Here is a 12,820-nt window from a genome sequence, read left to right as displayed (position 1 = left end):
CAGAGCAGAAAAGGTACCATTACCCATGTCGGGGCCTCCCAGCGTTTGAAGTGTCGCAACCTCAATCATCGGGCAGGCCCCGACCCCATGCCAACACCACCCCCCACACCCCAAAATGCGAAGAGCCGGCAAACACGACCAACTAAAACCACGACTTTCCCGCACCAGCACACCGAAAAGTCGCCCCTCCAGCAACACGTAGTGTCCTATGACCCCAAAACCAACACGTTTTGTCCTTTAACCCCACGTTCGGGTAGTCGAATCGCATGCGAGTGTCTGGGGGTCTTGAGGTGCCTGCTGGCGGTCCGCATGGCTCGAGGGTGGAAGGGGCGTTGTCATCCAGATACGAAAGACCGGCGATCCGAGGATCACCGGTCTTCTGTGCGTCATGGGGGACTTGAACCCTCAACCCGCTGATTAAGAGTCAGCTGCTCTGCCAATTGAGCTAATGACGCGGGAACTCTCACCGGCCGGAGCCGGGAAAGCTGTGCGTCATGGGGGACTTGAACCCTCAACCCGCTGATTAAGAGTCAGCTGCTCTGCCAATTGAGCTAATGACGCGGGGGTCTTGCAACCAAGAGATAAATATACACAGATTGGTGGCTGCGTACAAGTTAATGCGCCCATCAGTGTCCTATGTCGCATCCTGGGCGGTTGGGGAGGGCGTTCTTGCCTACAATGGGAGCCCGGATGAAAGGGGAGAGCATGTCGGAGGCGTCGAGCGACTACTCAACGGTCGTCGAGGACATCCTGAAGCTCGTGTGGAGCGCCGAGGAAGCTGGCCGTGACGGCGTGAAACCGAAGGATATCGGCGAGCACATGGGAGTGGTTCCCTCGACGACGACGGAGAACGTGCAGCGCCTCGTACGACAGGGACTGGTCACGCACGAACCGTACGGGCGTGTGCGCCTGACCGAGCAGGGGCGCGGGGTTGCCCTGGGGATGGTACGCCGCCACCGACTCCTGGAGACCTACCTGCATGAGGCCCTCGGCTTTTCCTGGGATGAGGTGCACGAGGAGGCGGAGATTCTTGAGCATGCCGTCTCCGAGCGGCTCCTCAATCGCCTCGACAAGGTGCTCGGTTATCCCACGCGCGATCCGCATGGCGACCCGATCCCGCGTGCGGACGGTTCGAGCGCCGAGATCCCAGGAGCGCCTCTGGACACCCTCCCGGTTGGGAATGGGGGAGAGGTTGAGCGCCTGCCCGACCGCGACCCGCAGGCGCTGCGCGCGTGGGAGGAAGTGGGACTCGTACCCGGTGCCTACGTCGTCGTCCTTGCCAGTGAGGCTGGTGGGATTGTGGTCTCCCTCGAGGACGGGCAGATGGTGCACATCGAGGACACCCAGGCCTCGGGCATCATTGTGCGCGGCTGAGTGTGCTTTCGCCTCTCGCTCAGCGTTGCCAGTGACGAGGCCGTGGCCGCGCCCGCTGATCCGCGCTGCGTGGGCGGGAGTGGGGCGAGGCCACGGCCTAGCTGAGTGAGAGGGTGATGGGTAAGCGTCAGGCGAGTGCCGGGGAACTCATAGTCGCGGGCACGTGGGCCTTGTGGCCCGCGGCGAGGAGAGCCTCGCGCAGTGCGGTCATGGTGGTGTCGAGATTCTCGTCGGAGGCCGGGGCGGCCTTCGACAGGAGAATGTCGGTCTCGTCGCGCAGTGGAATGACGTGCAGGTGGGTGTGGGGCACCTCGAAGCCGGCGATGGCCAGGCCCGCGCGCGGCACGCCGAATGCTGCCTTCTGGGCGAGACCAATCGCGCGCGCCACCTTCATGAGGTGCGCCGCGACGTCCGAGGGGGCATCGGTCCACGCCTCATAGGGGCAGCGCGGGACGACCAGGACGTGCCCGGGCGAGGTGGGTTCAATCGTGGCGAACGCGACGCACAGGTCGTCGGCCCACACGAAGCGTCCGGGCCAGACGCCCGAGATGATGTTTTCAAAAACAGTGCTCATGCGACTATTGTCACCTATTTGTGCTCGCTTCGGTGGGCGGGCGCATCCGGCGACGCGGGCGGGCGTGAACTACCCTGGTGAGGAGTATTGTTACGCGACCCATCGTTAAGCGAGGAACGCACAGATGAGCGAAAATCCGCAGAGTGCCCCGGCCCAGCGCTACACCGCGCAGCTTGCCGGTCAGATCGAGACGAAGTGGCAGGATCGTTGGGAGGAGCTGGGCACGTTCTACGCGGACAACCCGACCGGTGCCCTGGCCGGCCCGCTGGCGTCCCGCACCCCCTACTTCATCCTCGACATGTTCCCCTACCCCTCGGGTAAGGGGCTGCACGTGGGGCACCCGCTCGGCTACATCGCGACCGACACGCTGGCGCGCTATCGCCGTATGAAGGGCGACAACGTCCTGTACACGATGGGCTACGACGCCTTTGGCCTGCCCGCTGAGCAGTACGCCGTCCAGACCGGCCAGCACCCGGCCATCACCACGAACCAGAACATCGCGAACATGCGCCGCCAGCTGCGCCGCATGGGCCTGTCCCACGACTCGCGCCGCTCGTTTGCGACGACCGACATCGAGTATGTGCATTGGACGCAGTGGATTTTCCTGCAGGTCTTCAACTCGTGGTTTGACCCGCAGGCCACGGCTCCCGACGGCTCGAAGGGCGCTGCCCGTCCGATCAGCGAGCTGATCGCCAAGCTCGAGTCCGGTGAGATCCTCCCCGAGGACGGCTCTGACTATGCCTCCCTGGATCGCGCCGCCCAGGCGAAGGTCGTCGACTCCTACCGCCTCGCCTACGTCTCCGAGGCCCCTGTCAACTGGTGCCCCGGCCTCGGCACGGTCCTGGCCAACGAGGAAGTCACTGCGGACGGGCGCTCCGAGCGCGGCAACTACCCGGTCTTCAAGCGCAACCTGCGTCAGTGGATGATGCGCATCACTGCCTACGGCAAGCGCCTGGCCGACGACCTCGACACCATCAACTGGCCCGAGAAGGTGCGCACTATGCAGCGCAACTGGATCGGTCGCTCGGAGGGTGCGACCGTCCGCTTCGACGTGCCCGGCGCGCGCGTGGCGGGGGCCTGCCTCGACTCCCTGGATGTCTACACGACGCGCCCCGACACACTCTTCGGCGCGACCTTCATGGTCGTGGCTCCCGAGCACCCGATTCTCGGTGGCACCGTCGGCGGCGACGCGGGCGACGAAGCCGCCCTCACCCTGCCGGCCTCCTGGCCCGAGGGCACGAAGGACGCGTGGACGGGCGGTGCCGCTACCCCCGCGGCGGCCGTGAGCGCCTACCGCGCCCAGGCCTCGGCCAAGTCAGAAGCCGAGCGCGCCGACGAAGAGCGCACCAAGACCGGCGTGTTCACCGGCCTGTTCGGCATCGGCCCCGTCAACGGTCGCGAGGTCCCGATCTTCGTCGCCGACTACGTCCTGTGGGGCTACGGCACCGGTGCCATCATGGCCGTGCCCGCCCACGACGACCGCGACTGGGCCTTCGCTCGCGCCTACGACCTTGATGTCGTGCGCACCATCGGACCCGCCGACGATCCCTACGGCCCCGACCTCGAGGCCGGCGCGTACACGGGTGACGGCGTTGCCGTCGACTCCGCAAACGACGAGATCGACCTCAACGGCCTCGGCAAGGACGAGGCCAAGGCCGCGATGACCGCCTGGCTCACCGAGAAGGGCCTGGGCAAGCGCACCGTCACCTACCGCCTGCGCGATTGGCTCTTCAGTCGCCAGCGCTACTGGGGCGAGCCCTTCCCGATCGTGTGGGACGAGGACGGCGTCGCACACGCCCTGCCCGAGGAGATGCTCCCCGTCGAGCTGCCCGAGGTCAGCGACTACAGCCCGCGCACCTTCGATCCGGACGACGCCGACTCCTCGCCCGAGGCTCCGCTGGGCCGCGCCGAGGAATGGGTGAACGTCACCCTCGACCTGGGCGACGGGCCCAAGCGCTACCGCCGCGAGACAAACACCATGCCCCAGTGGGCGGGATCGTGCTGGTACGAGATGCGCTACACCGACCCGACGAACTCGGAGCGCTTCGCGGATCCGGAAAACCTCGACTACTGGATGGGTCCGCGCGAGGGCAAGGTCAGCGGTGGTACCGACATGTACGTCGGCGGCGTCGAGCACGCGGTCCTGCACCTGCTCTACGCGCGCTTCTGGCAGAAGGTTCTCTTCGACCTGGGCCACGTGCCGGACTCCGAGCCCTACCACACGCTCTTCAACCAGGGCTACGTGCAGGCTTACGCCTACACCGATGCGCGCGGCCAGTATGTGCCCGCCGACGAGGTTGAGGGCGACGAGACGGAGGGCTTCACCTATCAGGGCCAGCCCGTCAACCGCGAGTACGGCAAGATGGGCAAGTCCCTGAAGAACATTGTTACGCCCGACGAGATGTACGACGCTTACGGTGCCGACGTCTTCCGCGTGTACGAGATGAGCATGGGGCCCCTCGATCTGTCGCGCCCGTGGGAGACCCGCGCGGTCATCGGCTCCCAGCGCTTCCTGCAGCGCCTGTGGCGTAACGCCATCGACGAGGAAACCGGCGAACTTACGGTCACTGACGAGCCTGCGGATGAGAAGACGCGCCGCCTCGTGGCCCGCACGATCGCCGAGGTTACCGAAGAGTACGAGAACCTGCGCATCAACACCGCGATCTCCAAGCTCATCGTCCTCAACAACCATCTGACCAGCCTGGATGCCGCCCAGCGCGACGCCATCGAGCCGCTGATTCTCATGCTCGCCCCGGTTGCTCCACACCTGTGTGAGGAGCTGTGGAACCGTCTGGGCCACGAGGATTCCCTGGCCCGCGAGTCCTTCCCGGTCGTCGAGGTTGCTTCGCTGCTGGTGGAGGACACTGTCACGGCCGTCGTCCAGGTCAACGGCAAGGTGAAGGCCCGCATCGAGGTCGCCCCCTCGATTTCCGAGGAGGACCTGATCGCGGCTGCCCTGGCCGAGGCCCCGATCGTCAAGGCCCTCGGTGGCTCCGAGCCGCTCAAGGTCATCGCGCGCGCGCCGAAGCTGGTCAACGTCGTCGTCAAGAAGTGAGGTCGCATGCCTGAAGGCGATGCAGTCCGTCGCCTAGCCGGTACCCTCGACGAGCTTTTCGTCGGGGGTACCGTCTCGGCGTCGTCCCCGCAGGGACGTTTCGCGTCCTCAGCCGCCCTCCTGGACGGGTGGGTCATGCAGCGGGTGCGCGTGCACGGTAAACACATGTTCATCGGTTTCGTTCCGCCCGCCCCGGGCGAGACGTACGAGGCCGGGGTGGCCCTCCTCGAGGGGGCCGCGGCAGGCAGTGGGGAGCCGATCCTCGGTGAGGACGCCCCCTGGCCCGACCGCTGGGTGCACATTCACCTGGGGCTGTACGGCTGGTGGCGATTCAACGGCGATGAGACCGTCGTCGACGAGGGGCACGGTGTTGCTCACCGCATCCCCAACGTTCAGAAGGGGGAGTGGAACGGTCACACTGAGACCCGCTGGGGCGAGGGCTTCGGCGAGGCCAAGGCGGGAGAATGGGAGCCTCCGGAGCCGGTCGGTGCCGTGCGCCTGCGCGTGTCTAACGACCACGCGGTCGCCGATCTGATCGGGCCCAACCGCTGCGACCTCATTACCGATGAGGAGCGCATCACAGCGGAGTCGAAGCTGGGGCCGGATCCCCTGGATGCAGGGGCTCGCTCCGACGCCGAGGCCATGGAACGTTTCGCCCAGGTTGCCCACTCGAAGAAGCGGGCCATTGGCGAGATCGTTATGGACCAGTCGATCATCGCGGGCGTGGGCAATATCTACCGCGCCGACGCCCTCTTCCTCGCGGGTATTTCGCCGCACCGCAAGGGCACAAACATTTCGCTCAAGCGCCTGCGTGAGCTGTGGGTCCTCATATGCGACCTCATGAACCGCGGCCTGGCCGCCGGTCGCCTGGATACGATGGACCCGGACGAGGCCCCGAACCCCCCGATTGAGGGCGACGAGGAAGCCTCGCGGTGGTACGCGTACCACCGCACGGGCCGTCCGTGCCTGCGCTGCGGGACGCCGATCCGCGAGGCCCTCATGCAAAACCGACGCCTGTTCTGGTGTCCATCCTGCCAGCGCTGAGTGCGCGAACAATCGACGGGGGAGTGCGGGCCGAGAGGTCCGCACTCCCCGCCACCTGTTAGGCGATCTCCTCGAAGCCGAGCATCGAGTACAGTTCGCGAGCACCGCCATGGCGCGCATCCAGGCGCAGGGCGAGGGAGTCGAAACCCCAGTGGGTGCACCTGGAAGCCACCTCCGAAACGAGGGCGGTTGCGATGCCTCGCCTGCGGTAGTCCGGCGCGACGATGAGGTCCACGACGAAGGGACCATTCGGCACGTCATCCCAGGGGGATTCGCGTACCACGAGGATCGCGCCAACGAGAGTACCGCCGTCCCAGGCTCCCACGAAGGAATCCTCGGTGGTATCACCGAAGGCACCTTCAAAGGTAAGACGGAGTTCCTCGGATGTTTCAAGGAGCGCCTCGGGCGTGACAGCATCGTCGTACGCTTCGAGGGTGAGCACCGCAAGAGCGGGAATGTCGAATGTTGTGAGCGTGGCGATCTCGATACCCTGGGGGCGATTCGCCGCTGACAACACGTCCAGTGGGGCATGTAGAGTTCGAGCTTCCATAAACCAACTATAGGTGAGGGTGCTCACTTTGTCGCGAGCCGCAATCAAATTGCCCCATTGCGGCCTGACCAGCGGCGTTGGGGACTCAGATGTAGAGCGCCGGCTCCTGGAAGAAGTACGCGGGATCGACGATCAAATCACGGTCGCGCGTATCCTTTTCAGGCTTGGGCAACAGACGCGCGGGCACGCCAATCGCGACGTTTCCGCAGGGCACGTCCTTGACGACGACGGCGTTCGCGCCGATCTTGACACCCGTGCCCACGGTGATGGGGCCGAGCACCTTCGCGCCCGCGCCGATCAACACGTGATCGCTGACCGTGGGGTGGCGCTTGCCCGGCGTCATGGCGACGCCGCCGAGGGTGACGCCGTGGAAGATGACGACGTCGTTGCCGACCTCGGCGGTCTGGCCGATGACGACGCCGGTCGCATGGTCGATGAAGACGCGGCGTCCGATACGTGCCTCAGGGTGGATGTCGACGCCGGTGACAGCGCGGGCCGCTGACGACAGGACGCGCGCGGGAGTGCGGGCACCGCGGGTCCATAGGGCATGGGAGACACGGTGGGTCCACAGGGCGTGCACGCCCGGGTACGTCAGGGCGATCTCCAGAGCGGAGGTGGCCGCTGGGTCGCGGCGCTGCGCCGTCACCAGATCTTCGCGAAACAGACCGAGCGCCTGGGTGGGTAGCGTCCGAGACAGGGCGCGCGACAGGGTGCGAACGGTGAGCTTCACGGGAGTCCTCCTACGGTGGATGGATGGGTGAATGCACAGGTGGCCCCGGACATTCTCTCCGGGGCCACTCTAGCGCGTCATAGCAGGTTGTTCAGTCCTCAAGACCAGCGAAAAGAGCAGTCGAGAGGTAACGCTCACCCGTGTCGGGCAGGAGTGTGACAATCTTCTTGCCGGCCAGCTCGGGGCGGGCTGCCACGACCGCAGTTCCGGCCAGGGTTGCGCCCGACGAGATACCCACGAGCAGGCCCTCCTCGGCGGCCGCGCGGCGAGCAAACTTGAGTGCGGTAGCGGTCTCCACGGACACAACCTCGTCGATGAGATTGGCGTCGAAGGTGTCGGGCACGAAGTTGGGCATGAGGCCCTGGATGCCGTGCGGGCCGGGGGCACCGCCGGTGAGCAGCGGTGACTCGGCGGGCTGGACGGCGACGATGCGCACGTTCGGGTTCTTATCCTTCAGGACTCGCGCGACGCCCGAGATGGTGCCGCCGGTGCCCACGCCGGCGACGAACACGTCGACCTGGCCCTCGGTGTCCGCCCAGATCTCCTCGCCCGTGTGGGCGATATGCGCGGCGGGATTCGCGGGGTTCGTAAACTGGGAGGCGATGATCGCGCCCGGACGCTCGGAGGCGATGCGCTCGGCCTCGGCGACTGCGGCGGAGACGCCGCCCTTGGGGTCAGTGAGAACCAGTTCGGCACCGAAGGCGCGCACAATCGCACGTCGCTCAACGGACATCGAGGCGGGCATGACGATGACGACCTTGTAGCCGCGAGCCGCGCCCACCATTGACAGGGCGATACCCGTGTTACCCGAGGTGGCCTCAACAATCGTGCCGCCGGGGGCCAGCGCGCCCGAGGCCTCAGCCGCGTCGATGATCGAGCGGGCGATGCGGTCCTTGACGGAGGACGCGGGGTTGAAGGATTCAACCTTTGCGACGACGTCCACGCCGTCGCCGACGACATGGTTGATGCGAACGAGGGGAGTGCCGCCGATCAGATCGGCGACAGTGGAGGCGATGCGAGCCATGAGGGGTCCTTCCATAAGCGGTGTACCCCAAAATTCTCAACCAGCTGTCGGAGCCTCGTCTAGTTCAACCCGACGGGTTTCCACGTAGCGAAACTTTGCAACACCGGACGAGGCCTGGGCCAGACATGCGTCAATCGACTCCCGGTCGCTCGGATTGATCGCGATGTGCAGCGTCACGTCCGTGCCCCAGATCGTGTCCACGACCGTGGCTCCGCGGCCTCGTAGCTCCGCCTCGATACGCCCCGCGTCCCCGGGGCTGAGCTGTGTTTCGAGGATGTCGCGTCCGACCAGGTAGGCGATGGGAGCGCGGGCGACAGCCTCGGACACCGACGTCGAATACGCGCGCACGAGGCCGCCTCCGCCGAGTAGGATCCCCCCGAAGTAACGCGTCACGACAGCCGTCGCGTTCCACGTGTCAGAGGCGCGCAGGGCCTCCAGCATCGGAGTACCCGCCGTGCCCGACGGCTCCCCGTCGTCCGAGGAATGCTGCAGGGGAGCGGCATACGGCGGATCGATCAGGTATGCGGAGCAGTTGTGACGCGCCTGAGGGTGCTCGGACTTGACCGCGTCGATGAGTGCGCGAGCCTCCTCGGGCGTGTCCGTCCTGGCGAGCGTCGTAATAAAGCGGGAACGCTTGATCTCAATCTCGTGGGTGAGGAGTGTGCCAGAGGCGAGCGTGCGAAGAACGGACATGAGGCCAGTCTAGGGGAGAGTTCCCAGCTCCCAGTCTGTAACCAGAATCGCAGGCGCACCCGCCCGCGCGATATGCCACACGCGCAAGGTCCGTGGTAGTCTAGTCGGGTTGTCGCCGTGCGCCCGCGTGGCGCACCGAACCAGAATAGTCGTCGAGAAAGAAGAGGAGCGGTAAGACATGGCAGTTCCCAAGCGTAAGATGTCCCGTGCGAACACCCGCACCCGCCGGTCTACCTGGAAGGCTGATCTTACCGAGCTGAACACCGTCAAGGTCGCCGGCCGTGAGATCCGTGTGCCCCGCCGCCTGGCCAAGGCATACAAGAACGGCCTCCTGGACGTCGAGGGCTGACCTCGCATCCACGCACGGGCCCGGGACTAGTCGTCCCGGGCCTTTGTCATGCCCGCAATTCGACACGACACGCCCGCGTGTTACGCAGCACCGCACCATCGATCCTTTTGCCCCGTCAGGAGCGCACATGAACCTGCCGACCACGATCCTCGCCGCGACCGATGCAACGAGCCACGGCCTCGTCCCCTTCTCCACAGCGATCAATACCGAGGGATCTATCGTCTCCCTTTTTATCATCGCAGCCGCAGCCGCCGTCGCACCTCTCCTAGCTTCTCTGACGCGCAAGCGCGTCCCCGACGTCGTGTGGCTGCTGATCCTGGGCGTTGCCGTCGGGCCGAACGCGCTGGGTTTTGCCTCGCTGACCGAACCGATCTCCGTGTTCCGTGAGGTCGGCATGGGCATGCTCTTCCTGATCGCGGGCACCGAAATTGACGTGCAAGAAGTGCACGGGAGCGCCGGTAAGCGCTCCCTGGCCACGTGGCTGGCCTGCTTCGGGATCGGCCTGGCGGTGTCATGGGTGGCCGTCGCTGCCTCCGGGACCACCGGTGTGGGGTACTCGACCTACATCGCGCTCGCTATCGCGCTGACCTCGACCGCGCTGGGCACCCTTCTGCCTATCCTCATGGAGGCCGGTGTCATGGGCACCACCATCGGCAAAGCGGTCCTGGTGCACGGTGCCATCGGCGAGCTCGCGCCCGTCGTCGCTATGTCGTTGCTGCTCTCCGCACGCAGCCCCTGGCTCTCCTTCGGCGTCCTCATGTTCTTCGTACTCGCCACCATCGTCGCCGTCGCAATCCCCACGCGCTTCGTGCTGAGCCACCCCGAGATCGGGCGGACGATCCTGCACGGTGCCCAGACCTCTCAAAAGACCCTCATGCGCGTCGTCATGGTCATCCTGACGGGCCTCATGGCTCTGTCAGCGGTCCTGGACCTGGACATGGTGCTCGGTGCTTTCGCCGCCGGTATCATCGTGCGCGCCCTCGCACCCGGTAACTTCACCATGATCGAAGGGGAACTGCGCACGCTCGGCTTCTCTTTCCTGATCCCCCTGTTCTTCGTCACGTCCGGAATGACCATCTCGCTGAGCGCCGTTGCCGCTCACCCGTTCCTGCTCGTGAGCTTGGTCGGCGCGATCCTCCTCGTGCGTGGCGTGCCCATCGTCGCTCTCGAGCGCTTCCATGGGACCATCGAGAGGGTCGGATGGTCGGACGCGACACGCATCGGCCTGTACGGTGCGACCGGCTTGCCGATTATCGTCGCCGTTACCGGCCTGGCATCCTCAACGGGCATCATCCCGACCTGGCTGGCCTCCCTACTGGTCGTCGCCGGTGCCCTATCGGTCCTGCTCTTCCCGCTTCTGGCCTTCCTGCTGGGCCGCGCCGTTGTGGAAAGCGCGGCTAACCTCCGCTAGGCTTACAGGCGGCGCACATGCGCCATGCCTCCGTAGCTCAATGGATAGAGCGAGGGCCTTCTAATCCCGAGGTTGCAGGTTCGAGTCCTGTCGGAGGCGCCACCGATCCGCACCGGACGAGCGTTACTGTGCTCACCCCCGCGTGAGACGCGCCGACGCCGAGCGGGGAGCCGATCAGCCGTCGTCGTCCGGATCCCCGGCTCTGTGTGCTCTCAACGCTCCTCAATGGGAACGACGGGCCGGGCACATCGCTGGTCCTCAGTCAACGGAGCGATCACCTCGGCGAGAGTATCGGCCATCGGAGTGTGATCGTGGTAGTCCTGAAAGTAGTAGCGCGCCGCGACGAAACGCTCACGAACAGGATTCGTGACGCCCGCCAGTCGATCCTCGCGGCTCGGAGGCAGGAATGCTCTCGCATCCAGGTGGTAGCCCGCGTGGTGGGCGAGTTCGGAGAAAAACACGAGCTGCGAGCGCGTGTTTCCCTCGCGGAAGGAATGCACGACGTTGAGAGATACCCAGCGCAGTGCCAGGTTGTCGACGAACTCGCTCAGCGCCATTCCGCGTAGATAATCGGCCTCCTGAAGGAGCGCGTATTCGTGCGTCGCGGCCTCGGTCAGCTGCCGCCCTGCCGGCGCGTATTCGTGCGGGACCGAATAGTCGCGCGGGTCAAAGTCGGGGAACGCTGACACGTCGGGGCCGAACTTAATCATTGGTCCGCCCATTGGTGCACTGCGCTCCTGGCCTGCCCATGCAAAAGTGTCCTGAAAGATGTGACGATGAATCGCCTTCATGTGTTCGTAGTCGAAGTGGCCCAGGAGGGGGGAGCGTACGAGCTCAATGAGGCGCAGCCGCGCCCAATGCTCCTCCAACGCACCAACCGCCACCATCGACGGTATATCGTCGGGGAAACGCCCCCCGCGAGTGAACTTGTTACGCATCGCGTGGGTCCCTGGGATGAAATAGGCATCCCATGACGGATCACTCATGATCCACACCAAACTTCGTGCAGAGGTACTCCTCACCGAGATGCCCCGCTTCCTCGATGGTGATCTCGCCGCTCGCTGCCTTGGCGTGAAGCTCGCGCAGATAAGGATCCGCGACCGTGTGCCCCGCGAGATACAGGGCGGCGTCAGCAAAATTCAAGCAGTTTTGCGGTGTCACGGATGGTGTCGTGCGAATGTCGGACATATGAATGCTCCTCATCGGGTGACCGGCGTCCATGCCAGAACAGTTCTAAGAGGTGAGACGATAGCTCAGTTGAACGAGGCCGCGGCCCCCGCCTTGGGGCACGTGCGGCGCTCGCGCAGCGGCGTCGGCTGCTACGTCGCCACCTCCACATGATACTCGCGAACCAGGCACGGGCGGGGGAGTGCGGATCGCCTCGGGGGGCGGAGACGTCGTTGTCGCTCATGATGGGAGTATCGACGCGGGCATGCTCATCTGTGTCCCGCGCGGCTCTGTCGTGCAGTCCATGGGCCGACGAAGGTTGGGGCGCAGGGGTTCGTGCTCTGCTCTGCGCTGCGCGACCAGTGTGTCATAATAAGGGGAGTCGAACAGTTGCTGCTGTCCGACTCCCCGGTTTCCGGGATGGTCTTAGCTACCCATGAGGGTGCTCAGCAGGAATGCAATCGCCCAGATCAGCTGTGGCAGTGTCCTTACCACTGCTACAGCGATCTGGGCTTTCTGCTTCCCATCCAGACCAGTCCGCCTCCGTTGACGCGAACGTCGGCCTTGTGCCAACCCAGTCACCTCCTCTCATCGGTATCAACTCCCCGGCAGGAGTGCTGCTGGCCCGGGGCGATGCCGTGGAGGCACCCCATCGTCGCACCGCCCACCCTCATGTCGGGGTTATAGGACACTACGTGTTGCTGGAAGGGTAACTTTTCGTTGTGTTGGTGCGGGAAAGTCGGTGTTTTAGTTGGTTGGGACCAACTATGAGGATGGACAGATCGTGTTGCTAGCAGGGTGACTTTTCGGCTTTGTCGCGCGGGAAAGTCACTATTTTAGTTGGTCGTG

12 protein-coding genes and 3 tRNA genes are annotated in these 12,820 nt (G+C 65.2%); 6 read left to right on the top strand and 9 right to left on the bottom strand.

Annotated features, from left to right (window positions below; translation table 11 throughout):
* Positions 1-382: 382 nt before the first annotated feature.
* Together QZ149_RS09125 and QZ149_RS09120 are read right to left on the bottom strand one after the other, a co-directional pair.
* Positions 383-455 (bottom strand) — tRNA-Lys (locus tag QZ149_RS09125).
* A gap of 33 nt (positions 456-488) precedes the next feature.
* Positions 489-561 (bottom strand) — tRNA-Lys (locus QZ149_RS09120).
* A gap of 144 nt (positions 562-705) precedes the next feature.
* On the opposite strand from QZ149_RS09120, the gene QZ149_RS09115 reads away from it, so the two are divergent.
* Complete coding sequence (locus tag QZ149_RS09115) at positions 706-1,374, top strand: metal-dependent transcriptional regulator (protein ID WP_291451116.1); 669 nt, start codon at positions 706-708, stop codon at positions 1,372-1,374.
* Positions 1,375-1,501: 127 nt separating this feature from the next.
* On the opposite strand, the gene QZ149_RS09110 is transcribed toward QZ149_RS09115, so the two are convergent.
* Entirely contained in the window at positions 1,502-1,948 is a 447-nt protein-coding gene (locus QZ149_RS09110; protein ID WP_291451115.1) for an HIT family protein, read from the bottom strand.
* A 124-nt stretch (positions 1,949-2,072) separates the two neighbouring features.
* On the opposite strand from QZ149_RS09110, the gene QZ149_RS09105 reads away from it, so the two are divergent.
* Positions 2,073-5,003, top strand: a complete 2,931-nt coding sequence (locus QZ149_RS09105; RefSeq protein WP_291451114.1) for a class I tRNA ligase family protein — start codon at positions 2,073-2,075, stop codon at positions 5,001-5,003.
* A gap of 6 nt (positions 5,004-5,009) precedes the next feature.
* On the top strand, positions 5,010-6,047 hold the full coding sequence (locus tag QZ149_RS09100; RefSeq protein ID WP_291451113.1) for an Fpg/Nei family DNA glycosylase: 1,038 nt from the start codon (positions 5,010-5,012) through the stop codon (positions 6,045-6,047).
* Between the two features lie 58 nt (positions 6,048-6,105).
* On the opposite strand, the gene QZ149_RS09095 is transcribed toward QZ149_RS09100, so the two are convergent.
* The 4 genes from QZ149_RS09095 to QZ149_RS09080 form a co-directional block, all read right to left on the bottom strand.
* The gene (locus tag QZ149_RS09095; protein WP_291451112.1) at positions 6,106-6,597 is read right to left on the bottom strand and encodes a GNAT family N-acetyltransferase; all 492 of its coding nucleotides are present in this window, start codon (positions 6,595-6,597) and stop codon (positions 6,106-6,108) included.
* 85 nt (positions 6,598-6,682) lie between these two features.
* The gene (cysE, locus tag QZ149_RS09090) at positions 6,683-7,327 is read right to left on the bottom strand and encodes a serine O-acetyltransferase (protein WP_291451111.1); all 645 of its coding nucleotides are present in this window, start codon (positions 7,325-7,327) and stop codon (positions 6,683-6,685) included.
* A gap of 91 nt (positions 7,328-7,418) precedes the next feature.
* Positions 7,419-8,351, bottom strand: a complete 933-nt coding sequence (gene cysK / locus QZ149_RS09085) for a cysteine synthase A (RefSeq protein ID WP_291451110.1) — start codon at positions 8,349-8,351, stop codon at positions 7,419-7,421.
* 36 nt (positions 8,352-8,387) lie between these two features.
* A complete protein-coding gene (locus tag QZ149_RS09080; RefSeq protein ID WP_291451108.1) occupies positions 8,388-9,044 on the bottom strand; it encodes a YigZ family protein in 657 nt (218 codons plus the stop codon).
* 178 nt (positions 9,045-9,222) lie between these two features.
* On the opposite strand from QZ149_RS09080, the gene rpmF reads away from it, so the two are divergent.
* From rpmF to QZ149_RS09065, 3 genes are all read left to right on the top strand, one after another.
* Positions 9,223-9,393 (top strand): 50S ribosomal protein L32, encoded by a 171-nt coding sequence (gene rpmF, locus QZ149_RS09075; RefSeq protein ID WP_003792889.1) that lies wholly within the window; start codon positions 9,223-9,225, stop codon positions 9,391-9,393.
* A 127-nt stretch (positions 9,394-9,520) separates the two neighbouring features.
* On the top strand, positions 9,521-10,804 hold the full coding sequence (locus QZ149_RS09070; RefSeq protein WP_291451106.1) for a cation:proton antiporter: 1,284 nt from the start codon (positions 9,521-9,523) through the stop codon (positions 10,802-10,804).
* Positions 10,805-10,830: 26 nt separating this feature from the next.
* Positions 10,831-10,906, top strand: a tRNA-Arg gene (locus tag QZ149_RS09065).
* A gap of 110 nt (positions 10,907-11,016) precedes the next feature.
* Here the strand turns inward: QZ149_RS09065 and QZ149_RS09060 are convergent.
* Positions 11,017-11,790, bottom strand: a complete 774-nt coding sequence (locus QZ149_RS09060) for a Fic family protein (RefSeq protein WP_291451105.1) — start codon at positions 11,788-11,790, stop codon at positions 11,017-11,019.
* Positions 11,783-11,992, bottom strand: coding sequence for an antitoxin VbhA family protein (locus tag QZ149_RS09055; RefSeq protein WP_291451104.1), 210 nt, complete (start codon positions 11,990-11,992; stop codon positions 11,783-11,785). The genes QZ149_RS09060 and QZ149_RS09055 overlap by 8 nt, the downstream gene beginning before the upstream one ends.
* Positions 11,993-12,820 lie beyond the last annotated feature (828 nt).

This window comes from Actinomyces sp. ICM47 (assembly GCF_905369875.1).
Taxonomy (GTDB): domain Bacteria; phylum Actinomycetota; class Actinomycetes; order Actinomycetales; family Actinomycetaceae; genus Pauljensenia.
Note: the sequence above shows the minus strand (reverse complement) of the source record. Positions and strands in the feature narration are given on the sequence as shown.

Bases quoted from the DNA above. Each gene is read 5' to 3' on its own strand.
- QZ149_RS09070 (WP_291451106.1), top strand. From the start codon at position 9,521: ATGAACCTGCCGACCACGATCCTCGCCGCGACCGATGCAACGAGCCAC.
- QZ149_RS09110 (WP_291451115.1), bottom strand. From the start codon at position 1,948: ATGAGCACTGTTTTTGAAAACATCATCTCGGGCGTCTGGCCCGGACGC.
- QZ149_RS09080 (WP_291451108.1), bottom strand. From the start codon at position 9,044: ATGTCCGTTCTTCGCACGCTCGCCTCTGGCACACTCCTCACCCACGAG.
- QZ149_RS09095 (WP_291451112.1), bottom strand. From the start codon at position 6,597: ATGGAAGCTCGAACTCTACATGCCCCACTGGACGTGTTGTCAGCGGCG.
- QZ149_RS09055 (WP_291451104.1), bottom strand. From the start codon at position 11,992: ATGTCCGACATTCGCACGACACCATCCGTGACACCGCAAAACTGCTTG.
- QZ149_RS09115 (WP_291451116.1), top strand. From the start codon at position 706: ATGTCGGAGGCGTCGAGCGACTACTCAACGGTCGTCGAGGACATCCTG.
- rpmF (WP_003792889.1), top strand. From the start codon at position 9,223: ATGGCAGTTCCCAAGCGTAAGATGTCCCGTGCGAACACCCGCACCCGC.
- QZ149_RS09060 (WP_291451105.1), bottom strand. From the start codon at position 11,790: ATGAGTGATCCGTCATGGGATGCCTATTTCATCCCAGGGACCCACGCG.
- QZ149_RS09100 (WP_291451113.1), top strand. From the start codon at position 5,010: ATGCCTGAAGGCGATGCAGTCCGTCGCCTAGCCGGTACCCTCGACGAG.
- cysK (WP_291451110.1), bottom strand. From the start codon at position 8,351: ATGGCTCGCATCGCCTCCACTGTCGCCGATCTGATCGGCGGCACTCCC.
- QZ149_RS09105 (WP_291451114.1), top strand. From the start codon at position 2,073: ATGAGCGAAAATCCGCAGAGTGCCCCGGCCCAGCGCTACACCGCGCAG.